Origin of the sequence: Serratia sp. H402Y (assembly GCF_051172415.1) — a bacterium.
Taxonomy (GTDB): Bacteria; Pseudomonadota; Gammaproteobacteria; order Enterobacterales; family Enterobacteriaceae; genus Serratia; species Serratia ureilytica.
In genome coordinates this window covers 1,215,096-1,239,255 of the sequence record NZ_JBPIYZ010000001.1, presented here as the reverse complement: position 1 = coordinate 1,239,255, position 24,160 = coordinate 1,215,096, and the positions used below count along the sequence as shown (strand labels likewise).

The 24,160-nt window shown below is 60.3% G+C and carries 26 protein-coding genes and 1 pseudogene; 17 read left to right on the top strand and 10 right to left on the bottom strand.

The genetic code is table 11. The features are described 5' to 3' along the window. Positions 1-104: 104 nt before the first annotated feature. Positions 105-1,220, top strand: coding sequence for an AI-2E family transporter (locus tag ACSBQS_RS06310; RefSeq protein ID WP_033652078.1), 1,116 nt, complete (start codon positions 105-107; stop codon positions 1,218-1,220). A gap of 92 nt (positions 1,221-1,312) precedes the next feature. After that, complete coding sequence (locus ACSBQS_RS06305) at positions 1,313-1,525, top strand: hypothetical protein (RefSeq protein WP_033652077.1); 213 nt, start codon at positions 1,313-1,315, stop codon at positions 1,523-1,525. Here ACSBQS_RS06305 and ACSBQS_RS06300 read toward each other — a convergent pair. Then, complete coding sequence (locus ACSBQS_RS06300) at positions 1,522-1,941, bottom strand: GNAT family N-acetyltransferase (RefSeq protein ID WP_434989991.1); 420 nt, start codon at positions 1,939-1,941, stop codon at positions 1,522-1,524. The two genes, ACSBQS_RS06305 and ACSBQS_RS06300, sit on opposite strands and share 4 nt — an antisense overlap. A gap of 146 nt (positions 1,942-2,087) precedes the next feature. Between ACSBQS_RS06300 and ACSBQS_RS06295 the strand changes: the two genes are divergently transcribed. After that, positions 2,088-2,378 (top strand): hypothetical protein, encoded by a 291-nt coding sequence (locus tag ACSBQS_RS06295; RefSeq protein WP_033642787.1) that lies wholly within the window; start codon positions 2,088-2,090, stop codon positions 2,376-2,378. Positions 2,379-2,535: 157 nt separating this feature from the next. Here ACSBQS_RS06295 and tolA read toward each other — a convergent pair. Next, positions 2,536-2,918 (bottom strand): annotated as a pseudogene (tolA, locus tag ACSBQS_RS06290) (cell envelope integrity protein TolA). Positions 2,919-3,334: 416 nt separating this feature from the next. Between tolA and ACSBQS_RS06285 the strand changes: the two are divergent. The 3 genes from ACSBQS_RS06285 (at position 3,335) to uspF (ending at position 4,475) form a co-directional block, all read left to right on the top strand. Next, the gene (locus tag ACSBQS_RS06285; RefSeq protein WP_033642785.1) at positions 3,335-3,568 is read left to right on the top strand and encodes a YgdI/YgdR family lipoprotein; all 234 of its coding nucleotides are present in this window, start codon (positions 3,335-3,337) and stop codon (positions 3,566-3,568) included. Between the two features lie 12 nt (positions 3,569-3,580). Next, positions 3,581-3,808 carry a YgdI/YgdR family lipoprotein gene (locus tag ACSBQS_RS06280; protein WP_019454813.1) on the top strand — a complete coding sequence of 76 codons (228 nt, stop codon included), beginning with the start codon at positions 3,581-3,583 and terminating at the stop codon, positions 3,806-3,808. A 217-nt stretch (positions 3,809-4,025) separates the two neighbouring features. Further along, positions 4,026-4,475, top strand: coding sequence for a universal stress protein UspF (uspF, locus tag ACSBQS_RS06275; RefSeq protein WP_042784284.1), 450 nt, complete (start codon positions 4,026-4,028; stop codon positions 4,473-4,475). Positions 4,476-4,548: 73 nt separating this feature from the next. On the opposite strand, the gene icd is transcribed toward uspF, so the two are convergent. After that, entirely contained in the window at positions 4,549-5,802 is a 1,254-nt protein-coding gene (gene icd, locus ACSBQS_RS06270) for an NADP-dependent isocitrate dehydrogenase (protein WP_434989989.1), read from the bottom strand. 131 nt (positions 5,803-5,933) lie between these two features. Here icd and rluE point away from each other — a divergent pair, with 131 nt between their 5' ends. The 4 genes from rluE to mnmA all read left to right on the top strand — a co-directional run bounded on the left by rluE (position 5,934) and on the right by mnmA (position 8,584). After that, positions 5,934-6,560: a 23S rRNA pseudouridine(2457) synthase RluE gene (gene rluE / locus ACSBQS_RS06265; RefSeq protein WP_043141474.1), complete on the top strand. Its 627-nt coding sequence runs from the start codon at positions 5,934-5,936 to the stop codon at positions 6,558-6,560. Positions 6,561-6,582: 22 nt separating this feature from the next. After that, positions 6,583-6,921, top strand: coding sequence for a lysozyme inhibitor LprI family protein (locus ACSBQS_RS06260; RefSeq protein WP_047026251.1), 339 nt, complete (start codon positions 6,583-6,585; stop codon positions 6,919-6,921). A 9-nt stretch (positions 6,922-6,930) separates the two neighbouring features. After that, the gene (locus ACSBQS_RS06255; protein WP_025302526.1) at positions 6,931-7,377 is read left to right on the top strand and encodes an NUDIX hydrolase; all 447 of its coding nucleotides are present in this window, start codon (positions 6,931-6,933) and stop codon (positions 7,375-7,377) included. A gap of 106 nt (positions 7,378-7,483) precedes the next feature. Continuing rightward, positions 7,484-8,584 (top strand): tRNA 2-thiouridine(34) synthase MnmA, encoded by a 1,101-nt coding sequence (gene mnmA, locus ACSBQS_RS06250; RefSeq protein WP_434989986.1) that lies wholly within the window; start codon positions 7,484-7,486, stop codon positions 8,582-8,584. 51 nt (positions 8,585-8,635) lie between these two features. On the opposite strand, the gene kup is transcribed toward mnmA, so the two are convergent. After that, the gene (gene kup / locus ACSBQS_RS06245; RefSeq protein ID WP_016928067.1) at positions 8,636-10,504 is read right to left on the bottom strand and encodes a low affinity potassium transporter Kup; all 1,869 of its coding nucleotides are present in this window, start codon (positions 10,502-10,504) and stop codon (positions 8,636-8,638) included. 331 nt (positions 10,505-10,835) lie between these two features. Between kup and hflD the strand changes: the two genes are divergently transcribed. After that, positions 10,836-11,462: a high frequency lysogenization protein HflD gene (hflD, locus tag ACSBQS_RS06240; RefSeq protein WP_033642780.1), complete on the top strand. Its 627-nt coding sequence runs from the start codon at positions 10,836-10,838 to the stop codon at positions 11,460-11,462. Positions 11,463-11,484: 22 nt separating this feature from the next. Then, complete coding sequence (gene purB / locus ACSBQS_RS06235; RefSeq protein WP_033652066.1) at positions 11,485-12,855, top strand: adenylosuccinate lyase; 1,371 nt, start codon at positions 11,485-11,487, stop codon at positions 12,853-12,855. A 51-nt stretch (positions 12,856-12,906) separates the two neighbouring features. Here purB and ACSBQS_RS06230 read toward each other — a convergent pair whose 3' ends face one another. The 3 genes from ACSBQS_RS06230 to ACSBQS_RS06220 form a co-directional block, all read right to left on the bottom strand. Then, positions 12,907-13,611, bottom strand: coding sequence for a GNAT family N-acetyltransferase (locus tag ACSBQS_RS06230; protein ID WP_164106068.1), 705 nt, complete (start codon positions 13,609-13,611; stop codon positions 12,907-12,909). Between the two features lie 15 nt (positions 13,612-13,626). Continuing rightward, a complete protein-coding gene (locus tag ACSBQS_RS06225) occupies positions 13,627-14,079 on the bottom strand; it encodes a GNAT family N-acetyltransferase (RefSeq protein ID WP_342164909.1) in 453 nt (150 codons plus the stop codon). Between the two features lie 116 nt (positions 14,080-14,195). Further along, entirely contained in the window at positions 14,196-15,710 is a 1,515-nt protein-coding gene (locus ACSBQS_RS06220; RefSeq protein WP_434989984.1) for a PLP-dependent aminotransferase family protein, read from the bottom strand. Between the two features lie 139 nt (positions 15,711-15,849). On the opposite strand from ACSBQS_RS06220, the gene ACSBQS_RS06215 reads away from it, so the two are divergent. Further along, the gene (locus tag ACSBQS_RS06215) at positions 15,850-16,614 is read left to right on the top strand and encodes a GntR family transcriptional regulator (RefSeq protein ID WP_047026255.1); all 765 of its coding nucleotides are present in this window, start codon (positions 15,850-15,852) and stop codon (positions 16,612-16,614) included. 4 nt (positions 16,615-16,618) lie between these two features. On the opposite strand, the gene ACSBQS_RS06210 is transcribed toward ACSBQS_RS06215, so the two are convergent. Further along, positions 16,619-17,638, bottom strand: a complete 1,020-nt coding sequence (locus ACSBQS_RS06210) for an ADP-ribosylglycohydrolase family protein (RefSeq protein WP_046686902.1) — start codon at positions 17,636-17,638, stop codon at positions 16,619-16,621. A 378-nt stretch (positions 17,639-18,016) separates the two neighbouring features. Here ACSBQS_RS06210 and phoP point away from each other — a divergent pair, with 378 nt between their 5' ends. From phoP to ACSBQS_RS06195, 3 genes are all read left to right on the top strand, one after another. Continuing rightward, on the top strand, positions 18,017-18,688 hold the full coding sequence (gene phoP / locus ACSBQS_RS06205) for a two-component system response regulator PhoP (RefSeq protein WP_004941169.1): 672 nt from the start codon (positions 18,017-18,019) through the stop codon (positions 18,686-18,688). A gap of 5 nt (positions 18,689-18,693) precedes the next feature. Then, entirely contained in the window at positions 18,694-20,151 is a 1,458-nt protein-coding gene (phoQ, locus tag ACSBQS_RS06200; protein WP_033644257.1) for a two-component system sensor histidine kinase PhoQ, read from the top strand. 84 nt (positions 20,152-20,235) lie between these two features. After that, positions 20,236-21,357 carry a JmjC domain-containing protein gene (locus ACSBQS_RS06195; RefSeq protein ID WP_434989981.1) on the top strand — a complete coding sequence of 374 codons (1,122 nt, stop codon included), beginning with the start codon at positions 20,236-20,238 and terminating at the stop codon, positions 21,355-21,357. A gap of 41 nt (positions 21,358-21,398) precedes the next feature. On the opposite strand, the gene ACSBQS_RS06190 is transcribed toward ACSBQS_RS06195, so the two are convergent. Then, on the bottom strand, positions 21,399-22,487 hold the full coding sequence (locus tag ACSBQS_RS06190; protein WP_197666418.1) for a malate/lactate/ureidoglycolate dehydrogenase: 1,089 nt from the start codon (positions 22,485-22,487) through the stop codon (positions 21,399-21,401). Between the two features lie 91 nt (positions 22,488-22,578). After that, the gene (pepT, locus tag ACSBQS_RS06185; protein WP_033642773.1) at positions 22,579-23,808 is read right to left on the bottom strand and encodes a peptidase T; all 1,230 of its coding nucleotides are present in this window, start codon (positions 23,806-23,808) and stop codon (positions 22,579-22,581) included. A gap of 57 nt (positions 23,809-23,865) precedes the next feature. Between pepT and ACSBQS_RS06180 the strand changes: the two genes are divergently transcribed. Then, complete coding sequence (locus ACSBQS_RS06180) at positions 23,866-24,156, top strand: hypothetical protein (protein ID WP_197666349.1); 291 nt, start codon at positions 23,866-23,868, stop codon at positions 24,154-24,156. The last annotated feature ends 4 nt before the right edge of the window (positions 24,157-24,160 follow it).

Genomic DNA, 24,160 nt, shown 5'->3' with positions numbered 1-24,160 from the left:
TGGAATACGCCGTTAAAAATCCCCTACCGGATAAGCAAAGGTAATGATAGTGTTGTTTTCATTCAGTTCATCTATGCTGAAAATTCATCTTTTGAGGGACGACTATGATGTCTAAAGGCATTTCCAAGGGATTCTTTATTCTGATCCTGTTCATCGTTACCGCCGCCTTTCTCGACGTGCTGGGGCCTTATTACTCCTCGGTGCTGTGGGCGGTTATTCTGGCGGTGATTTTCCATCCGGTGAAAAAGAAGTTGAAGCAGTACGTCGGCGAACGCAACGGCGTGGTGTCGCTGCTGACGGTGGCGCTGATCTGCCTGATCGTGTTCACGCCGTTAGCGATCATCGCCTCATCGCTGGCGATGGAATTCAACATGATTTACACCAAGCTGCAGACCAACAACAGCCAATTGCCGACCATGCTGGCGGACTTCATGCGTCATCTGCCCGGCTGGGCGCAGCGCTTCCTGGCGGAACATAACCTCAACAGCGCCGCCGAGATCCAAAAACAACTTTCCGAGGTGGCGCTCAAGGGCGGGCAATACCTGGCGGGCAGCGTGTTCCTGATCGGCAAAGGCACCTTCAATTTCGTCGTCGGCTTCGGCGTGATGCTCTACCTGCTGTTCTTCCTGCTGAAAGACGGCCCGTACCTGGTGAACCTGGCGCTCGAAGCGCTACCGCTCTCACAGCACGTGAAGCACCACCTGTTCGTCAAGTTCGCCGCCGTCTCCCGCGCCACCGTCAAGGGCACGGTGGTGGTCGCCGTGGTGCAAGGCGCGCTCGGCGGTCTGGCGTTTTACTTTACCGGCATCGACGGCAGCTTGCTGTGGGGCGCGCTGATGGCGTTCTTGTCGATCATCCCCGCCGTGGGCTCCGCCATCATCTGGGTGCCGGCGGTGATCTACTTCTTCGCCACCGGCATGCTGTGGAAAGGCATCTTCCTGGTGGTGTTCTTCGTGGTCGTAATCGGCCTGGTGGACAACATTCTGCGCCCGCTGCTGGTAGGCAAAGACACCAAAATGCCGGACTACCTGATCCTGATCTCCACCCTGGGTGGCATGGAGATTTACGGCATTAACGGCTTCGTCATCGGGCCATTGATCGCCGCGCTGTTCATCGCCTGCTGGAACATCCTGTCCGGCCGTGACAGCAAGGAAAACATCGAAGAGATCGACGAAGAATTCATCGAAGAAGGCAAGAATCATCCCGACGCGGCGGAGTAAACCTCTCGCGCCGTATCGCACCGGGGCCCGTTTGGGCCCCTTTTTTGTCTGTGGTATCCTTGCCGCGCTCACAAGGAAGAACGGGTTTCGTTATGCTTATTCTCTACGCCACGCTGGCCATCGCCTTCACCCTGCTGTGCCTGCTGGCCTTTATCTCTTGCGCTTACCAGCTTTCGAAGCAGGGCGACGTCAAATTTTTGGCCTCGCTTTCCGTGCTGATCTTCGCGCTGCTGGCCTTCTATGCCGCTTATGGCTACGTCAGCACCTGGCTGCAACAGCAGGCGGTGGATGTCCGGCTGTATTAGCGCAGCGGGATGAAAAAGACCTGCTCCGGATCGCCGTCATCGAGATTGTCAATTTGGCCGCTGGCGACAAACCCGGCGTTCAGCAGCAGCCGCTGCATCGGCAGGTTGGAGCGATTGGTGGAGGTGAACAGCTTCGGGTGCCGGCAGTGCAACTTAAGCGCCGCAATCAGCGCCTGCCCGACGCCCCGGCGGCGATAGCGCTCGCCGACCATCAGCATCTCCACAAAGCCGCAGCCGAAGAAGTGATAGTGCAGCACACCGTATCCCATCGCCATGCCCTGCTCCTCGGCAAGATAACAGACGCCCTGCCCGCACCAGGCGCGGATCTGCGCCGCGCGCTGCGGTTCGTGTTCGGCGACGCTGTCGAGGGCGATCAGGGCTGCGGCATCGCTGTCGGTGGCCTGGCGAACAAACATGTTTTAATCCTCATGCTGATGGATAACGGCGATACCGCATCAACGAAACGGCAACCGCGGCGGGATAGTTTTTACATCCCGGTCGAATTTTGTAATCCTATTATAGAGTTACCAAAACACACGCCAAGGAAGGAAAGCATTTTCCGATGAGAATACCGCAAATCTCCGCCGCCCTGCTGTTTACCCTGCTGCTGGCCGGCTGCCAGTTCCACAAAACCGTGTTCCCGCCGCCGTATATCGGCACCCCGCAAGAGATCGGCACCTACGAAGTGAAAGGGCTGACGTTCGTCACCACCGTCACCTTCAGCGGCCTGTTCGCCGAAGATCTGGTGCGCGAATACGCACAGAAACACCACTATCGCTACTATGTGGTAACGATGCGCAGCAACGGTTTTAAAGACCGAAGCGAGCGCGTGAGCGCGATGATGTATCGGTAGAGAGTGGCGCCACATGCCGTGAAATAATGCCGAAAAAACGGGCTTTAGCATGAGGAAGCGCTATACGAAATATTGCACAACCCAATACTCACAGGCCGCATGAAAATACGGCCTGTGACTTTGGTTTAATTGTCTGGCATCGCAGTGCCGTTTATTTTCATTGCGGACGAAATTCCAATACGCTGCTTTTGACCGCTTCGTAAACCGCGGCCGTTGGCGGTTTAGGCAAACGTGCATTGACGATTGCCTTTATCGCGGCCTGGCAAAGTTCCGGATCCCCTTGAACAGCCCGAATGCTGATCAGCAGGCATCCGGCGCCAGCTTGATGCTTAATGTACAACTTCTGCCTGAGTAGGTTTCGGCGTCTTTAAAATGGCGTTGGATCTCCGCTTGCACCTGAGACAGGTAATGTAATTCCTCTTTTCCCGGCGCCTTTGGGTTGCCAAGGCTGGCGAAAATATCGCCAACCTCTTTATTTGCCGGATCGGTTTGGCTGGGAGCGGTGTTCTTGGCACACCCGGTTAACGCCAGTGCGAACATTCCCGCCAGTAATGTGGCGGCGCCGGTTTTATAGCCTGAATGCGTGATTTTCATTACCCTGTCCTTATGGATGACTATCAGCCGAAATCAACGTGGTATTCGACAAGATCCCCGGCGCATACTTATACAGAATTAACGCCAAACCGCCAGAGACATTGCGAGTATCAAGCATCGGCATGCGGAGAATCGTGGGCCGATGATGACATGAAGCCATAGCGCCTCAGGCGGGGCGTATACCTGAAAACCCTGACCTATCGATAACCTTGTTATCCGAACGAGCAATCACTCCATCAATAAATTAAGTTATTCTTAATTTTTTATCCCATTAGAAGCACTTTCAACCCTGGCAATCTGGAAAATCTGCCTATACTTACTTTCCTGATATTAAATTTGTTTAAGTAACCAGGATGGTAGGTATGAAAAGCAAACGCCCCTTTGCCGCGCTGCTGGCGGCAACAGCATTGATGTCCCTGGTGGGCTGCGCTTCCAATCAGGCGATCAAAACGACGGACGGCAAAACCATTGTTACCGACGGCAAGCCCCAGATCGATAAAGATACCGGATTGGTCTCCTATCGAAATGCTGAAACGGGCAAAACGGAACAGATCAATCGAGACCAGATTGCAAACATGAGTGAGTTGAATAACTAAAAGGAGCTTCAAATGAAAAAAGCGCTTGTTCTTCCCGCGATCGCCCTGGTTGCCATCGCCGCACTGTCAGGCTGCACACGCACCAGCTACGCTATTCATACCCACGATGGCCGAACGATCATCAGTGACGGCAAACCGAAAGAGACTTCTGCCGGGTTGATCGGGTATACCGACGCCAATGGCGTCAAACAGCAAATCAACAAGACGGAAGTCAAAGAGGTGTCGGAAATCCCTCATTAAGGTTCCGATAATCTGAGCCTGCTAAAACAAAGGGAGCCGATGGCTCCCTTTCTATTCAAACAGTAAGCGCGCCCATTGGCGTTTAACGATAACGTCGATAAACGCCTGACATTTCAGCAGACAACGCTGCCAGGTTTGCCATACGGATCTCCCCTTTCCCGGCGTCGAACGGCTATAATCCGATAAGTGGAGTTTTTTAAAACGATAAGGAGGGAGTATGTACAAAACTATTTTGGTTCCCGTGGATATTACCGAGCCGGAATTAACACAGCAGGTCATCCCGCATGTCAACGCGCTCGCCAGGCTCGAAGACTCCCACGTCCATTTCCTGGCGGTGATCCCGTCGCGCGCCACCTACGCGGCCTTCGGCTTTGCCGCCACGGCGGCGGTGGAAACCAAAGATGAAACCATTGCGATAGCGACCGAGGGGCTGGCGAAAGCGGCAAAACAATTCAGCGTACCCGAGGATCGAGTGACCACGCATGTCGCCGTCGGCGATCCCAAAGATCAGATCCTGGAACTCGCCGATGCGCTTAACGCGGAGATTATTGTGATGGGTTCCAACCGCCCTTCTGCAATGACTTACCTTCTCGGCTCGAATGCCACCGCGGTAGTGCGCCACGCCAATTGCCCGGTGCTGGTCGTGCGTGAATCGGCTAACGCTTAAAATCGCTTGCTCATTTGAACAATAAAAAAACGGGAGCCCTAAGGCTCCCGCTCTCATTCAAACGCAAACACACTTACATGTGTTTAACGATAGCGTCGCCAAACTCTGAACATTTCAGCAGTTTAGCGCCTTCCATCAGGCGTTCGAAGTCATAGGTCACAGTCTTGGCGGCGATGGCGCCTTCCATGCCCTTAACGATCAGATCAGCCGCTTCGAACCACCCCATGTGGCGCAGCATCATCTCTGCGGACAGGATGATGGAGCCTGGGTTCACTTTGTCCTGGCCGGCGTACTTCGGCGCGGTGCCGTGAGTCGCTTCGAACAGCGCGCAGTCAGAGCCGATGTTGGCGCCCGGCGCGATGCCGATACCGCCTACCTGGGCCGCCAGGGCGTCGGAGATGTAGTCGCCGTTCAGGTTCATACAGGCGATCACGTCGTATTCCGCCGGGCGCAGCAGGATTTGCTGCAGGAAGGCGTCGGCGATCACGTCTTTAACCACGATCTCTTTGCCGGTGTTCGGGTTCTGGATCTTCAGCCATGGGCCGCCGTCGATCAGCTCACCGCCGAACTCTTCGCGCGCCAGCTCATAGCCCCAATCCTTGAAGGCACCTTCGGTGAACTTCATGATGTTGCCTTTGTGAACCAGGGTCACGGAGTCGCGGTCGTTGGTGATGGCATATTCGATCGCCGCGCGCACCAGACGCTTGGTCCCTTCTTCAGAGCATGGCTTCACGCCGATACCGCACTGCTCCGGGAAGCGGATTTTCTTAACGCCCATTTCGTCGCGCAGGAATTTGATCACTTTGTCCGCTTCGGCGGAGCCGGCTTTCCACTCGATGCCGGCGTAGATGTCTTCGGCGTTTTCGCGGAAGATCACCATGTCGGTCAGCTCAGGCTGTTTCACCGGGCTTGGGGTGCCCTGGTAGTAACGCACCGGGCGCAGGCACACATACAGGTCCAGCTGCTGGCGCAGGGCCACGTTCAGAGAACGGATGCCGCCGCCGACCGGGGTGGTCAGGGGGCCTTTGATGGCGACGCGGTAGTCGCGGATCAGGTCCAGAGTTTCGTCCGGCAGCCACACGTCTTTACCGTAAACGTGGGTAGATTTTTCGCCGGTGTAGATTTCCATCCAGGAGATTTTACGTTCGCCGTGGTAAGCCTTTTTAACGGCCGCATCAACCACGTGGATCATGGCAGGAGTCACGTCAACGCCGATGCCGTCGCCTTCGATGAACGGGATGATCGGGTTATGAGGAACAACCAGTTTACCCTGGGCGTCAACCGTGATTTTTTTACCTTCTGCCGGAACAACTACTTTGCTTTCCATCAACCTCTCCTTCAAGCGCAATTTTGTTAATGCTTTGTAAGATGCGTGTAGATACTACTTGAATATTCGGTCCGCGCCAATCCGAAACGGATTCGGTTATAATGCGCTTATCATCCGTAATCTCAACTGTTATGAAAAAATTCTCTGTTAGAAATCACAACGTTAAACGATTCAGCAAGCCGAATGCCGCCAAACCCGCCGCGCCGAAGGGGCCGCGCCGAATTGTGTTATTCAACAAGCCCTTCGACGTGCTGCCGCAGTTCACCGACGAAGCCGGCCGCGCCACGCTGAAAGAGTACATCCCCTTCCCCGACGTTTACGCCGCCGGGCGCCTGGATCGCGACAGCGAAGGGCTGCTGGTGCTGACCAACGACGGCCAGCTGCAGGCGCAGCTCACCCAGCCGGGCAAGCGCACCGGCAAAATCTACTATGTGCAGGTCGAGGGCGCGCCGCAGGAAAGCGATCTGGCGCCATTGCGCTCCGGCGTCACGCTGAAAGACGGCCCCACGCTGCCCGCCGGGGTGGAGCTGGTAGCCGAGCCGCAGTGGCTATGGCCGCGCAATCCGCCGATCCGCGAGCGTAAATCCATCCCCACCAGTTGGCTGAAAATCACCCTGTTCGAAGGGCGAAACCGCCAGGTGCGTCGCATGACGGCGCATATCGGGTTCCCTACCCTGCGCCTGATTCGCTACAGTATGGGTAATCTTTCGCTGGGCTCACTGCAGCCTGGTGAATGGAAAAGCATCGATTCTCTGTAGACCGATAACTGATGGAGGCGCCATGAAATCCACGCCGATCGCGCTGCTGCTCACCGCTCTGGCGGCCCCGTTCGCCGCCCAGGCCGCCAGCTTCGACTGCGCCAAGGCGGCAAGCCGCGATGAGCAAGCCATCTGCGCCAACCGCACGCTGAACGATTTGGATGTGCAAATGGCCACCCAATACCAATTGCTGCGCGGCCTGTTCGCCATGGGCGCGCGCGGCGCGATGCAGGACAGCCAGCAGGCCTGGCTGGCAAAACGCCAGCGGTGCGGCGGCGACACCGCCTGTCTGCTCAAAAGCTACCGCACCCGCATCGCCGAGCTGGACGATATCTATCGGCGCATCGACAAACCGCTGTAAGGAGACCGCATGTTCAAACCGCACGTCACCGTGGCCTGCGTAGTGCACGCCGCCGGCAAATTTTTGGTCGTCGAAGAGACCATCAACGGCAAAGCGCTGTGGAACCAGCCGGCCGGCCACCTGGAGGCCGACGAGACGCTGGTGCAGGCCGCCGAGCGCGAGCTGTGGGAAGAGACCGGCATCCGCGCCACGCCGCAGGCGTTTTTACGTCTGCACCAATGGATTGCGCCGGATCGCACGCCGTTCCTGCGGTTTTGCTTCGTCATCGAGCTGGAACAGCCGCTGCCGACCGAGCCGCACGACAGCGACATCGATCGCTGCCTGTGGTTGAGCGCCGACGAGATTTTGCAGGCGCCCAACCTGCGTTCCGCGCTGGTGGCCGAGAGCATTCGCAGCTACCAGCAGCCGGAGCGCTACCCGCTGTCGCTGGTCGGCAGCTTCGCCTGGCCGTTTTAAGGGCACCGTGCAGCACAAGATGAACAGTGCGCCGGCGCGGGCAACGTGGTAAAATCCTGCGCTTGTTTTTATCAGCACGGTTCGTGTTCAAGTTCGTGAGATCCCCATGTCAGACAACAGCCAGAAAAAAGTAATCGTCGGTATGTCCGGCGGCGTCGACTCTTCCGTTACCGCCTATCTGTTACAGCAACAGGGCTATCAGGTCGCTGGGCTGTTCATGAAAAACTGGGAAGAAGACGACGACGAAGAGTACTGCTCCGCCGCGACCGATCTGGCCGACGCACAAGCGGTCTGCGACAAGCTGGGCATCGAACTGCACACGGTGAACTTTGCGGCGGAATACTGGGACAACGTGTTTGAGCTATTCCTGGAAGAGTACAAGGCCGGCCGCACGCCGAACCCGGACATCCTGTGCAATAAAGAAATCAAATTCAAAGCCTTCCTGGAGTTCGCCGCCGAAGACCTGGGGGCCGATTTCATCGCCACCGGCCATTACGTGCGCCGCCAGGACGTGGACGGCAAAAGCCGCCTGCTGTGCGGCGTCGACGGCAACAAAGATCAGAGCTACTTCCTCTATACCCTGAGCCACGAGCAGGTGGCGCAAAGCCTGTTCCCGGTTGGGGAACTGGAGAAGCCGGAGGTGCGCCGCATCGCCGAGCAACTGGAGCTGGTCACCGCCAAGAAGAAAGACTCCACCGGCATCTGCTTTATCGGCGAGCGCAAATTCCGCGACTTCCTCGGCCGCTACCTGCCGGCGCAGCCGGGCCCGATCGTTAGCGTCGACGGCCAGACCGTCGGTGAACACCAGGGCCTGATGTATCACACCCTGGGCCAGCGCAAAGGGTTAGGCATCGGCGGCCTGAAAGACAGCAGCGAAGATCCGTGGTACGTGGTGGATAAAGACGTGGCCAATAACGTGCTGGTGGTCGCGCAAGGGCACGATCACCCGCGCCTGATGTCAGTCGGCCTTATCGCGCAGCAGCTGCACTGGGTTGATCGCCTGCCGCTGACCGGCCCGTTCCGCTGTACGGTGAAGACCCGCTATCGCCAGCAGGACATCCCTTGCACCGTGACCCCGCTCGACGACGAACGCATCGAAGTGCGTTTCGACGAGCCGGTCTCTGCCGTCACCCCCGGCCAGTCGGCGGTGTTCTACCAGGGCGAAATCTGCCTCGGCGGCGGCATCATCGAACAGCGCCTGGCGTAGTTCGCCTGCCGCCCAAGAAAAACGCTGCGTTTACCGCAGCGTTTTTTTTATTCAGAATTCCACCTGCGCCCCCAGCTCGATCACCCGATTCGGCGGGATTTCGAACAGATCCGGCGCCCGCAGCGCGTTGCGCTGCAATAGCTGGAACACCTTGCCGCGCACGCGCAGATACCAGGGCCGCTTGCCCAGCACCAGCGTATCGCGCGACATGAAGAACGAGGTCTCGTTCATGGTGAAGCTCATCCCTTCCAGCCCGCAGCGATAAAGGATATCCGTCACGTTGGGCGTCTCGCGCCAGCCGTAGCTCGCCACCACCCGCCAAAAGCTCGCCGACAGCTGTTCGATCGCCACCCGCTGCACATTGTGCACGTACGGCATGTCGGTGGTGACGATGGTCAGCAGCACCACGCGCTCGTGCAGCACCTTGTTGTGCTTCAGGTTATGCAACAGCACCAGCGGCACCGCATGCGGCGTGCGCTCCATAAACACCGCGGTGCCCGGCACCCGCTTCGGCGGCGCCTTCTCCAGCGATTCGATCAGCGCGCTCAGCCCCTCCTGGTTGTCGCGCAACCGGCGGATCAGGCGCGAACGCTCGGTCTTCCAGGTCAGCATGATCAGCAGAATCGTCAGCCCAAGCGCCACCGGCAGCCAGCCGCCGGTCGCCAGCTTGATCAGGTTGGCGCCGAACAGCGGCACGTCGATGCACAGCATGACCAGCAGCATCAACCCGCCCAGCGCGCGCGGCCAGCCCCAGTTTTTTACCGCCACGATGCTCAGCAAAATCGACGACAGCAGCATGGTGCCAGTCACCACGATGCCGTAAGCCGACGCCAGGTTGCTGGAGTGTTTGAAACTGATAATCACGATCAGCACCGCCGCGAACAGCAGCCAGTTCACCACCGGAATGTAGATCTGCCCGGACTCCTGATCGGAGGTATAGATGATGCGCATCGGCGGCAGGTAGCCCAGCCGCACCGCTTGCCGCGTCAGCGAGAACACGCCGGAGATCACCGCCTGCGAGGCGATCACCGTCGCCAGCGTGGCGATCACCAGCAGCGGGATCAGCGCCCAGGTCGGCGCCAGCAGGAAGAACGGGTTGTTGATCGCCGCCGGATTGGCCAGCAGCAGCGCCCCCTGGCCGAAGTAGTTCAACACCAGCGCCGGCGCCACCAGCGTAAACCACGCCAGACGGATCGGCTTTTTACCGAAGTGGCCCATATCGGCGTACAACGCTTCGGCGCCGGTGACCGACAGCACCACCATGCCCAGCGCAAAGAATGACACCGCCTTGTATTCGAGGAAGAAATTCACCGCCCAGTAAGGGTTCAGCGCCCGCAGCACGCCGGGGTGATGCAGAATGCCGCCGATACCCAGCAGCGCCAGCGTCAGGAACCAGATAACCATCGCCGGGGCAAACAGTTTGCCGACGCTGCCGGTGCCGCGTTTTTGGATCGCGAACAACGCGGTCAGCACCAGCAGCGACAGCGGCACGATAAAGCTGTCCAGCTCGGGGGCGATAATCTGCAGCCCCTCGATGGCCGAGAGCACCGAAATGGCCGGGGTGATCACCCCGTCGCCGTAAAAGAAGCTGCCGCCCACCAGCCCGATCAGCACCGCCGCCGGCACCCAGCGCGCATCCAGCTTGCGGATCGCCAGCGACATCAGCGTCAGAATGCCTCCCTCGCCGTCGTTGTCGGCGCGCATCACAAAACAAATGTATTTAATGGACACCACCAGCGTCAGCAGCCAGAAAATCAGCGACAAAAAGCCGTAAATCGAGGCCGGCGTCAGGGTGATGCCCTCCTCCGCCGTCAGGCATTCGCGCAGGGTATACAGCGGGCTGGTGCCGATATCGCCGTACACCACGCCGATGGCCGCCAGCGTCACCGCCGGCAGCGGCTGCTTGTTTTTTACGTGCATATAAAGGTCTTTATTTGAGGGGTCACGTTGGCAGTATAGATGCAGCCGCCGCACTTTATTTGCCGCCGCAACAATAAGTTCGTGCCGCGCCACCGGCGATTTTCGCCGTCTATTTGCGCAGTTCTGCGCCGCACGGCGCATCCGCCTCGCCACAGGCGTATTAGACGCTGGGTTTACCCTCGATTTTGTGGCATGATCCGCGGCATTCGTTGTCATCGTTGTTACAGCCACGCCCGAGCGTTACCGTTCGCGGCCGCCGCCGTTGCCCCTGCGATACACACAACCTTATACAGTAAGCCATGTACCGTTCACCGCGTTTACAGGAGTCATCGTGGCGAAGAATTATTATGACATCACGCTGGCCATGGCGGGTATCAGCCAGTCGGCGCGTTTGGTTCAGCAATTGGCCCATGAAGGGCAATGCGACCGCGAAGCGTTTCACACCTCGCTGAAAAGCCTGCTGCAGATGGACCCACCCTCTACGCTGGCGGTGTTCGGCGGCGAGGAGCGCAATTTGATGGTCGGCCTCGAAACCCTGATGGGCGTGCTTAACGCCAACAACAAAGGGCCGGGCGCGGAACTGACCCGCTACACCATCAGCCTGATGGTGCTGGAGCGCAAGCTCAACGCCAACAAACAGGCGATGAACACGCTCGGCGAACGCCTCGGCCAGCTCGAACGCCAGCTGGCGCACTTCGATCTTGAGTCGGACACCATCATCAGCGCGCTGGCCGGCATTTATGTCGACGTGGTCAGCCCGCTCGGGCCGCGCATCCAGGTGACCGGCTCACCGGCGATCTTGCAGAACCCGCAGGTGCAGGCCAAAGTTCGCGCCACGCTGCTGGCCGGCATTCGCGCCGCCGTGCTGTGGCAACAGGTCGGCGGCAGCCGCCTGCAGTTAATGTTTTCCCGTAATCGTCTGTTCAAGCAGGCGCAAAATATCGTTGCTCATTGTTAATCGATCCCAGGAGTTGCTACCGATGGAATTATCCTCACTGACCGCCGTTTCCCCCGTTGATGGACGCTACGGTGATAAAGTCAGCGCACTACGCCCCATTTTCAGCGAATACGGTCTGCTGAAATTCCGCGTACAGGTTGAAGTACGTTGGCTGCAAAAACTGGCCGCCTGCGCAGAAATCAAGGAAGTTCCCGCTTTTGACGCCGACGCAAACGCTTTCCTCGACAAAATCGTCGCTGAATTCAACGAAGAAGACGCTCAGCGCATCAAAACCATCGAGCGCACCACCAACCACGACGTGAAAGCGGTCGAGTATTTCCTGAAGGAAAAAGTGGCGGCGGTGCCTGCGCTGCACGCGGTGTCCGAGTTCATCCACTTCGCCTGCACCTCCGAAGACATCAACAACCTGTCGCACGCGCTGATGCTGCAAAGCGCTCGTCAGGACGTGGTGCTGCCTTACTGGCGTAAAATCATCGATGCGCTGAAAGGGCTGGCGCTGGAATACCGCGATATCCCGCTGCTGTCGCGCACCCACGGCCAGCCGGCTACGCCGTCGACCGTCGGCAAAGAGTTCGCCAACGTGGCTTACCGCATGGAGCGCCAGTACCGCCAGCTGGAGCGCGTGGAGATCATGGGTAAAATCAACGGCGCGGTCGGCAACTACAACGCCCACATCGTCGCCTACCCGGAAGTGGACTGGCATCAGTTCAGCGAAGCGTTCGTGACCTCGCTCGGCATCACCTGGAACCCGTACACCACCCAGATCGAACCGCATGACTACATCGCCGAGCTGTTCGACTGCGTAGCGCGTTTCAACACCATTCTGATCGACTTCGACCGCGACATCTGGGGCTACATCGCCCTGAACCACTTCAAGCAGAAGACCATCGCCGGGGAAATCGGCTCCTCCACCATGCCGCACAAGGTCAACCCGATCGACTTCGAAAACTCCGAAGGCAACCTGGGCCTGGCCAACGCCGTGCTGGGCCACCTGGCGGGCAAACTGCCGGTGTCCCGCTGGCAGCGCGACCTGACCGACTCCACCGTGCTGCGTAACCTGGGCGTGGGCCTGGGCTATGCGCTGATCGCCTATCAGGCCACCCTGAAGGGCATCAGCAAGCTGGAAGTGAACCAGGCGCACCTGCTGGACGAACTGGATCACAACTGGGAAGTGCTGGCCGAACCGATCCAGACCGTGATGCGCCGTTACGGCATCGAGAAGCCTTACGAGAAGCTGAAAGAGCTGACCCGCGGCAAGCGCGTGGACGCCGCCGGCATGCAGGCGTTCATCGACGGTCTGGCGCTGCCGGAAGAAGAGAAAACCCGTCTGAAGGCGATGACCCCGGCCAACTACATCGGCCGCGCCACCACCCTGGTCGACGAGCTGAAGTAAGCGCGTTAGACCCACAACGACAAGGCGGCCCGCGGGCCGCCTTGTTGCTTATTATTCGCCGCGCAACACCTGCAGCCGGGCTATCTGCCGCCCCTGCGCATCGAAGTTCTCGGCACTCAGCCAACGCGCCAGTCCCTGCCGCACCATCGGCCAACGGTCGGCGGTGATGGCGAACCAGTCGGTATCCCGGCTGCGCCCCTTGACGATCACCGCAAAGCGGAAGTTGCCCTCGTAACGGAAACCAAAGCGCAGCGCGGCCTGGCGCGACGGCGCGTTGTGGCTGTCGCACTTCCATTCGCAGCGGCGGTAGCCCAGCGTATCAAAGGCGTAGCGCAGCAGCAGCGCGATGGCTTCGGTGGCGCTGGAGCGCTGTTTCATCAACGGCGACCAGCTGACGTGGCCGATCTCCAGCACGCCATTGGCCTCGTCGATGCGCATCAGCGCCACCGTCCCCACCGGCGCGTCGCTGGCGGCGTCGAACACCGTCAGATTGACCAGCCCCGGGTTGGCCTGCAGCGTCTCCAGATGCTGCAGCATCGCCGCCGGCGTATCGGGCCGTTCGATAGACAGATAGGTCCAGTCGCGGCCGTCCGGCGCCAGCTGGAAAGCATCGTACAGCGCGGCGTAATCCCGCTGCGGCTCGAGCGGCGCCAGTGAACAGAAACGCCCGCCGAGCGTTGCGCCGCCCGGGCGGCGAGCCGGCTGCCAATCCGGCATCGGTTCGCCAATCGGCTGACCATAACGATTCATTGCCATACGCGCCTCCTGCGGTTAACGGGTATAAACGATAAACGAACTTCTTCTGCCGATTTTGTCGTACAGCGAACGCGCCGGCGCGTTGTACTCCTGAGTCATCCAATAGACCCGATCGCTGCCGCGCGCCTCCGCCAGCCGATACGCCTGTTCGAACAGTTTTTCCGACACTTTATGGCCGCGCGCCTGCGGCGACACAAAGAGATCTTCGATATAACAATAGCCCACCGCGCTCCAGGTGGACGGATGGAATACCAGGTTCATCAGCCCCAGCAGCCGGCCGTTGGCATCCTCCGCCACCAGCCCGTACACCTGTTCATCCTGCCCCAACCGTTCGAAGGTGCGATCGGTCACCTGCGGCGCCACGTCGGCGCGGTAGAAGTCGAGATAGCCCTGCCACAACGCCAGCCATTGCGCTCTGTCGTCGCCATTGATTCTGCGGATAGTCACTTCACGATTTGATGGGTTCATAGCGCCTCACGGGGTTAAGATATTATTTCCATTAGGGAAATAACCGAATAGCGGCAGGATACACCGCGCAGCGACGGTGTAATACGGACCAATTCAAAACGCCGAGCAGACCAATTTTAACCGCCGTTTTCCCGCGGCAGCGCGTTGAACACCTGCGCCAGCGTGGCGATAAAGCGCACGATCTCGTCCGGCGCATAGGCCGAGAAACCGAGCACCAGCGCCCCGCGCTGCGGCGCGCCGGTGTAGAAATCCGCCAGGCCGTACAATCGTAGTCCCCGCTCGGCTGCCGCCGTCACCAGCCGCCGCTCCGTCGCCGCATCCGCCAGCGGGCAAACCAGCTGCAGGCCACCCTGCGGCAAGGCCGGGCGCGTCCAGGGCGCGAGATGGCGATGTACCGCGTCGTACAGGACGTCCAGCCTCGCCTTGTACAGCGTGCGCATATTGCGCAGATGCTCGGCGTAGCCGCCCTCGTGCAGGCAGTGGAACAGCGTCATCTGCGCCAGTGCTGACGTGTAGCCGTCCTGAAACTGCCTGGCGGCGACCAATGGCCGCACCAGCTGCGGCGGCGCGATCATGAAACCGATGCGCAGCCCCGGAAACAGCGTCTTGCTGAAGGTGCCGATATACAGCGTGCGCCCGCCGCTGTCCAGCCCCTGTAGCGCCGCCTTGGTTTGTCGATCGTAGTTGAACTCGGCGTCGTAATCGTCTTCGATGATCCAGGCCCGCTGGCGCTGGGCCCACTGCAACAGCGCCAGGCGCCGCTCGAGGCTCAGCGAGTATCCCAGCGGGTAATGATGGGACGGCGTGATGTAAACGCCCCGCCCGCCGCCCGAAGCCTGCATCAGTTGCCCGACGTCCAGCCCTTGCTCATCGATGCCGATCGGCCGCGCCTGCAGCCCCGCCGACTGCACCAGTTTTTTCGCCCCCTGGTAACCCGGCTCTTCGACGAATACCGCATCGCCGGGATCGAACAGCACCTGCGTGCACAGCGCCAGCGCCTGCTGAGAGCTGGTGACCACGATCACCTGCTCCGCCGTCGCCTTGACGCCCCGCTCCCGCTGCAAATAGTGCGCGATCTCCGCACGCAGCTCCGGCAAGCCCTGCGGATCGGCATACCCCAACAGCCGCTCGCCGTGCCGCCGCAGCGCCTGCTTTTCCCACTGCAGCCACGAATCGATGGGAAACGCCCGCAGATCAGCCAGCGAGGGCGTCAGCGACGCCTGACGGCTGGTGTGCGGCGTATGGCTGACCGCCAGCAACGCTCGGCCGCGATCGCTTAGCTCGCGTTCCGCCAGCCGCGCCTCCTGGCCCGCCTGCGTCGCCAGCAGTTCACGGCCGAGCAACGTATCGCAGCGATAGCGAACATAGCTGCCTCGCCCCACCGCCCGGCTGATGTATCCCTCCGCCTCCAGCCGCGCGTAGGTCTGCTCCACCGTATCGCGCGCCACTCCCAGCCGGGGCGCCAATGCGCGGCTTGGCGGCAGCTTCGCCCGCCACGGCAGTTCCCCGGCGGTGATGAGCCGCAACAGGGCCTGATGCAGCGCCGAACGTCGGGTCAGCCCCTGCTGACGCTGCTGGGTGAAGGCCGCCAGGATTGCCGCGTCGTCCGCGCAGGATGGGTGGTCACTCATGGGCTGTCTGTTTCTCCAAACTCGGGGCGATTGCACACTACTCTACCTTATTTCATCCCCTCGGCGGCGGCAGTTGCGCTGCCCGGCGAAATCCCCTTAAATAAGCCATTGCATTGAGGCTACAGGATTTCCGTCGGCTATGAGCAAGGAGACCAACCAGCGTCTGCTGGAAAAACTGCTGCAGGATCTGGCCAGCGCGGGCGCGATGCCGCTGTATCTGCGCTTTAACGCCTCGGTGCGCCAGGCCATCGAGCAAGGATTGCTGAACGCGGGGGATTTCCTGCCCAGCGAGCGTCTGTTTACCGAACGGCTCGGCATCTCGCGCATCACGGTGCGCAAAGCGCTGGCCTGTCTCGAGCAAGACGGCATCATCGGCCGTTCACGCGGTTACGGCACTTTCATCCAGGCGCAACGGCCCGCGCCGAAGCTGCGCTATTCATTAGCGGACGTCAAAGGGTTCTCGCGCGAGGTGATGCAACAAGGGCGCCGGCCGGACACGCAATGGCTCAGCCGTGAACGGGTACCGGCCAGCGCCGAACTGGCGGAAAAGCTCCAGCTGGCGACCGGAACGCCGATCTATCAACTCAAACGTATCCACTTTCTCGATCGGCAGCCGATGTCGGTGGCGGTGTCCTACGTGGTGGCGGCGGCGATTGCCAACGTCGACGAGATTGGCATCTCGCTCTATGACTACTTCCGCCGAAGTAACGTGGAGATGGGATCGCTGCGCAGCCAGGTCAGCGCGGCCATGGCCGATGACGACATCCGCCGGGCGCTGCAATTATCAGAACCGATGCCGCTGCTGATCGTGCGCCAGACGCTGTTCGACCACCGCAAGAAGCCTATCGAATACAGCGAAAGCTTCTGCCGCAGCGACATGTACGAATTTACCAGCGAAAGCTGATCCGTTACGCCTCGCCCTGCCGACGGCGGCGAAAACGCACGAACGCCTGGGCATACGCCTCGACGTCCAGTGGATTCACCCGCTGCAACTGCGCCAGCAGCGCAGGATCCATCGCTTCGGCGCCGTGCAGCGCGCCGCAGACAGCGGTGGCCATCGCGCCGATGGTGTCGGTATCGCCCCCCAGGTTGGCGCACAGCACGGCGCAACGGGTAGGATCGGTTTGCGCCAACTGCACCATCGCCAACGCCGCCGGCACCGACTCGATGGTGCTCACCCCGGCGCCAATCAGTTGATATATCCGCTCGGATGCCTGTTCGGGATCGGCCGCCTCATCCACCACCTGAAACGCCAACTCGATGCGCGCCGCCAGCGAAGGGCTGAACGTCGTCACCTGACGGCGCTGGGCATACTCCGCTACGCCCGGCAACGCCAGACGAATCGAGGCCCAGTCCGCCCCCTCCACCGCACGCGAAACCGCCCAGGCGATCGCCACGGCACCGGCGACGGCGATGTCGGATTTGTGCGTCGGGCTGGAGGCCAGCCACACCTGCTGACAGAACCCCTCCAGCGGCGCAGACGGCAGCACGCAACCCAAAGGCGAAATGCGCATCGCCGCGCCGTTGGTGATGCCGTTGTTTTCCAACGCGGCGATCGGCGTGCCCGCTTTCTGCTCGCTCAACGCCAGTTTGGAACTGGGGCCGAGAATGTTCTTGTTGAAGGCGTCAAAACTGTCCACCCAGCGGATCACGTTGCGGGCGATCAGTTCTGGCACCACCTCGCCTTCCGCTTCCAGCAGCGCATCGGCCAGCGCCAACGCCATCGAGGTATCGTCGGTATATTGCCCGGCCTTGAAGTAACAGGCGGCCGAGTTCTCCGCCGGCCCATCGAGGAAGCCGTCTATCCAGCCGAAGTGGCGCTTAACCCGCTCGCGCGGCCACAGCTCGGAAGGCATGCCGAGCGCGTCGCCCAGCATCTGTCCGTAAAATGCGCCCGCTATGCGTTCTGCCTGGGTTAATTGCTTCATCCATCGCTCCTGAGAAAATATGCCGATACCTCAATAATACCTTATTAGTACCTTTAAAGCTTATCAAGCGCTCCGGTTCACACTTTCCTTTCGCGGCAATGCCCGACGCGTTTAAGTTGCGTTTAACGTTGCCCCGCCGCTGTTTATCCGACGTTTATCAGAGCTTGTCGATAATGTCGGCGAACAAATTGATAACGCTTATTTTAATACATTGCTTCGGCTCTCTTGCGGGCCGGGCGGGTTATACCTACCATAACCTCAGCATTTTTTGCCAAAATGGTTCAGGTGGCCGCGTTATCCCCTGACACGCCGCAGAGCGTGTTCCCTTTTATCGCGTGGGTGACAGGACATTCACCCGCACAGTCACAGGAGTTCGCCATGCGAGTACTGGTTGTTGAAGATAATGGTTTGCTGCGCCACCACCTTTCCGTTCAGATGCGCGAGATGGGCCATCAGGTCGATGCGGCTGAAGACGCCAAGGAAGCCGATTATTTCCTGCAGGAGCATGCGCCGGATATCGCCATCGTCGATCTCGGCCTGCCGGGCGAAGACGGCCTGAGCCTGATCCGCCGTTGGCGCGCGCACCAGACCAAGCTGCCGATCCTGGTGCTGACCGCCCGCGAAAGCTGGCAGGACAAAGTGGCGGTGCTGGAAGCCGGCGCCGACGACTATGTCACCAAGCCGTTCCACCTGGAAGAAGTGATCGCCCGCATGCAGGCGCTGATGCGCCGCAACAGCGGCCTGGCATCGCAGGTGATCGTGCTGCCGCCGTTCCAGATCGATCTGTCGCGCCGCGAACTGAGCGTCAACGATCAACAGATCAAGTTGACCGCCTTTGAATACACCATCATCGAGACCCTGATCCGCAACGCCGGCAAGGTGGTGAGCAAGGATTCGTTGATGCTGCAGCTTTACCCGGACGCCGAACTGCGCGAAAGCCACACCATCGACGTGCTGATGGGCCGCTTGCGCAAGAAGGTGCAGGCGGAATACCCGCATGAAGTGATCACCACGGTACGTGGCCAGGGCTATCGTTTTGACGCGAAGTGAACATGATGTTCAACAAGAATAAAAAACCGTTTTCGCTGCGCGCCCGCTTCCTGATGGCGACCGCCGGGGTGATCCTGGCGCTGTCGCTTTCTTACGGTTTGGTGGCGGTCGTCGGCTACATCGTCAGCTTCGACAAGACCGCCTTCCGCCTGCTGCGCGGCGAAAGCAACCTGTTCTTCAGCCTGGCGCAGTGGAAAGACAACAAGCTCACCATCGCCATTCCTCCCGATATCGATCTCAATTTTCCCACGCTGGTGTTTATCTACGACGATAAAGGCAACCTGCTGTGGAGCCAGCGCAAGGTGCCGGAGCTGGAGAAGCTGATCAACAAGGAATGGCTGGAGGAGTCCGGCTTCTACGAAATTGACACCGATACCCGCATCAGTAGCGAAGTGCTGGGGGACAACCCCAAAGCGCAGGATCAGCTGAAGAATTATGACGATACCGATCAGAACGCGCTGACGCACTCGGTGGCGGTCAATACCTATGCCGCCACGGCGCGGCTGCCGGCGTTGACCATCGTGGTGGTCGACAGCATTCCGCAGGAGCTGCAGCGCTCAGACGTGGTGTGGGAGTGGTTCAGCTACGTGCTGCTGGCCAACCTGCTGCTGGTGGTGCCGCTGCTGTGGCTGGCGGCTTACTGGAGCCTGCGGCCGATCAAGGCGCTGGTCAATCAGGTGGGCGAGCTGGAGAACGGCGAACGCGATCAGCTGGATGAGAACCCCCCCAGCGAACTGCGCGGCCTGGTGCGCAATTTGAACATTCTGGTGCGCAACGAACGCCAGCGCTACACCAAATACCGCACCACCCTGTCGGATCTGACCCACAGCCTGAAAACGCCGCTGGCGGTGCTGCAAAGCACCCTGCGCTCGCTGCGCAGCGGCAAGCAGACCACCATCGAAGAAGCCGAGCCGATCATGCTGGATCAGATCGGGCGCATCTCTCAGCAGATCGGTTACTACCTGCATCGGGCCAGCATCAACTCCGGCCAGACGGTGCTGACGCGCGAGATCCACTCGGTGCCGGCGCTGCTCGACAGCCTGGTGGTGGCGCTGAACAAGGTTTACCAGCGCAAAGGGGTGGTGATCACGCTGGACATCTCGCCGGAAGTGACCTTTATGGGCGAGAAGAACGACTTTATGGAAGTGATGGGCAACGTGTTGGAAAACGCCTGCAAATACTGCCTCGAGTTCGTGGAAATCACCTCGCTGCATTCCGATAAAAACCTCATCCTCGTCATCGACGACGACGGCCCGGGCATCCCGGAAAGCAAGCGCCAGCTGATCTTCCAGCGCGGCCAGCGGGTGGATACTCTGCGTCCCGGCCAGGGCCTTGGCCTGTCGGTGGCGGCGGAGATCATCGAGCAATACGACGGCGAAATCGTCATCAGCGACAGCCCGCTCGGCGGCGCGCGCATGCAGGTTACCTTCGCCCGCCAGCACGACACCCACCACAACGAGTAAATTATGCCTCTGCGGCCCCGATCCACGGGGCCAAACTTCCGTTATAATCGCACTCAGGCTCACTCCTCTCTCCTGGAATAGAACATGGATTATCAATTAGACCTGGACTGGAACGATTTTTTGCAACGTTATTGGCAAAAACGTCCGGTGATTCTGAAGCGCGGCTTCAAAAACTTTATCGATCCGATCTCCCCGGATGAGCTGGCCGGGCTGGCGATGGAAAACGAAGTGGACAGCCGCCTGGTCAGCCACCAGGACGGCCGTTGGCAGGTCGCGCACGGCCCCTTCGAGAGCTTCGATCACCTGAGCGAAAACAACTGGTCGCTGCTGGTGCAGGCGGTGGACCACTGGCATGAGCCTTCCGCAGCGCTGATGCGCCCGTTCCGCCAACTGCCGGACTGGCGGATGGATGACCTGATGATCTCCTTCTCGGTGCCGGGCGGCGGCGTCGGCCCGCACCTCGATCAGTACGACGTGTTCATCATTCAGGGCACTGGCCGCCGCCGCTGGCGAGTCGGGGAAAAAACGCCGCTGAAACAGCACTGCCCGCATCCGGATCTGCTGCAGGTAGAGCCGTTCGACGCCATCATCGACGAAGAGATGGAGCCGGGCGACATTCTCTACATTCCGCCGGGCTTCCCGCATGAAGGCTACGCGCTGGAAAACGCGCTCAATTATTCGGTGGGCTTCCGCGCGCCGAACGGCCGCGAACTGGTGAGCGGCTTCGCCGATTACGTGCTGGCGCGCGAGCTGGGCAGCAAACGCTACGGCGATCCGGACGTTAAACTGCGCGAACACCCGGCGGAGATCCTGCCGCAGGAAGTGGACGCCTTACGGCAGATGATGCTGGATCTGGTGCAACAGCCGGAACACTTCCAGCACTGGTTCGGCGAGTTTATCTCCCAATCGCGCCACGAGCTGGATCTGGCGCCGCCGGAGCCGCCGTATCAGGCCGGGGAAATCTACGAACTGCTGCAACAGGGTGAAGCGCTGCAGCGCCTGGGCGGGTTGCGCGTGCTGCGCGTCGGCGATCTCTGCTTCGTCAACGGCGAACTGATCGACACCGACCAGCTGCAGGCCGCAGACGCCCTGTGCCAGCACTTCAGCGTCGACGCTGCCCTGCTCGGCGACGCGGTGGACGATCCGTCATTCCTGGCGCTGCTGACCGCGCTGGTCAACAGCGGCTATTGGTACTTTAACGACTGATTGCGAGTACGCGAACAAGCCACCCTATCGGGTGGCTTTTTTTATGCCTGCCGCGCCTGCGCGCGAAAACCGGCCAGCGCTTCATTCGCCATGCCCGCCTGCTCCGCCGCCGTGCAAATCTGCCGCCAGGTATTGGCGTCTATCGGTATGCCCTGCTCCAGCCGCGCCGCGCGGTTGGCCTCTTCCCATTCTCCCGGCACCGCGATCGGTTGTTCGCCGCTCGGCGGCGACGCCTTCACCCAGCCGATAAACGCTTCGGCCTCGGCCTGCATTTGCGGGGCGTCGAAGGCCTGAGGATCGAGGATCAGGGTCGTCATGCAGTTGAAGATGGCGTCGCTGTCGGCTTTCAGCGTGGCGTCGTGGGTGGTGCGGCCACCGGAGAGCGCGCCGCCTAGGATCTCGCACATCGCCGCCAGCGCATAGCCTTTGTGCAAGCCGAACGGCAACAGTGACCCGAACGGCGCTTCGTGCATCACCTTCGGTTCGGTGGTGGGTTGCCCGTGTTCGTCGATCAGATAGCCCGGCGCCACCGACAAGCCTTTGTTATAGGCCACCCGAGTCTTGCCGAAGGCGATGCCGCTGGTGGCGAAATCCAACAGCAGCGGCGTGCGGCCCGGCCGCGGGAAAATGGCGCAGAACGGGTTGGTGCCGAAGCGGCGATCGCTGCCGCCGAACGGCGCCACCATCGGATCGCCCACCACGTTGACGAAGTGAATCGAGATAAAACCGGCGCGGGCGCACTGTTCCGCCCAATGGCCGATGCGGCCGATATGGTGCGCGTTGTGCAGCGCCACCGCCGCCAGGCCCAGTTTGCCGGCGCGCTCAATGCCCAGCGCCATCGCTTCGCTGGCTACCACCTGGCCGAAGCCGCGCGCGCCGTCGAGCGTCAGCACCGCGCCGGCGTCGCGCACCACCTCGGCATGTTGATTAAGCTGCAATTGCCCCTGCGCCAACGATGCCATGTAACTGGGGATCATGCCGACGCCGTGCGAATCGTGCCCGGCCAGATTAGCCTGCACCAGGTGTTCGGCCACCAGCTCGGCTTCGCGCGCCGTGCTGCCGGCCTGGCGCCAAATCGCCTGAACGAACTGCGTCAAATGCGAGCCGGCAATGCGGTATTCGGTGCTCATCATGCGGTCCTTATGCGTGGGGAATGGACTTCCACACTATGAGCAACGCCTTGTTGCGGCAAGCGATTATGATAATCGCAAGCGTCCCGTTTTACCGCGCCCGCTCGGCGGCCAGCGCCGCGATGCGCATAATTACCGCCACCGCTTGCTCCATGCCTTCCAGCGTCACGAATTCGTGCTTGCCGTGGTAGTTGTAGCCACCGGTGAACAGGTTCGGGCACGGCAGGCCGCGGAACGACAGCTGCGCGCCGTCGGTGCCGCCGCGGATCGGTTTCATCACCGGTTCAATGTCGCAGTCGCGCATCGCCTGCTGCGCCAGCGCGATCGCGTGCGGATGCTCCGCCACCTGTTCGCGCATGTTGTAATAACTGTCTTCGATGCTGACTTCAATATAACAATCGCGCGGCAGGCCTTTGCCGACCTCGCGGGCGATCTCCACCATCTTGCGTTTGCGCGCCTCGAATCCCTCGCGCTCGAAGTCGCGCAGGATGTAGTGCATTTCGGCGCGTTCCACGCTGCCCTTGATGCTGCTGAGGTGGTAAAAGCCCTGGTAACCCTCGGTGGTCTCCGGCGTTTCGTCCGCCGGCAGCGCCTGATGAATGCGGGTAGCCAGCGACAGCGCGTTGACCATCACGCCCTTGGCGCTGCCGGGGTGCACACTGTTGCCGAGGATTTTGATCGTCACCGAGGCGGCATTGAAGTTTTCGCACTCCAGCTCACCGACGCCGCCGCCGTCCACCGTGTAAGCCCATTCGGCATTGAAGGCCGCCACGTCGAACAGCTGTGCCCCCTTGCCCACCTCTTCATCCGGGGTGAAGGCCACGCGGATGTCGCCGTGCGGGATTTTGCGCGCGCGCAGGCGCGCCATGGCGGTGAGGATCTCGGCAATGCCGGCCTTGTCGTCGGCGCCCAGCAGCGTTTTGCCGTCGGTGGTGATCAGGGTCTGCCCCAACATCTGGTGCAGGATCGGGAACATCACCGGCGACAGCACTTCATCGCCAATGCCAAGCGCAATGTCGCCGCCGCGATAGTTCTCGACGATCTGCGGATTGACGTGTTTGCCGCTGAAATCCGGCGAAGTATCCAGATGGGCGATAAAACCGACCGCCGGCACCGGCCAGGCGACGTTGCCCGGCCAGGTGCCCATCACGCAGCCGTGCTCACTGAGCGACACCCGCTCGAAGCCGAGCGCGATCATTTCCTGCTGCAACGCACGCGCCAGCTTCAACTGCCCGTCGGTGCTCGGCACATGCTTTACGTTCGCTTTGGACTGGGTGTCGAAAGAGACGTAGTTGAAAAAGCGGTCAAGTAATTTATCCATGGTAGCGGCCCCTCAGAATATCGCGTTTCATTATGCTGAACCGATCAGGATCAAATATTGCGTCAGGTCATTTTTAACCAGAATTCGCCAATATCATTAATCTTTGTGATGATTTCAGAGGGAAATAACGCTGTCATCACAGGGTCATTTGTCGATATCATGATGAAAAACGCGGCATCTGGGCCGGATCGGCTTTCAATTCCGGCATTCAGCGTCTATCATGCGCGCTCGAAAAATTTCCATTGGCGCAACTGGTTTGAGCTTCTTTTGAATCGCGGGCATGCCCGCAAGCTCCGGCAGTCTTTTCCAGTTGCGGTTCTATCTGCATTAGCCCACGGGATAGAGTAAGACG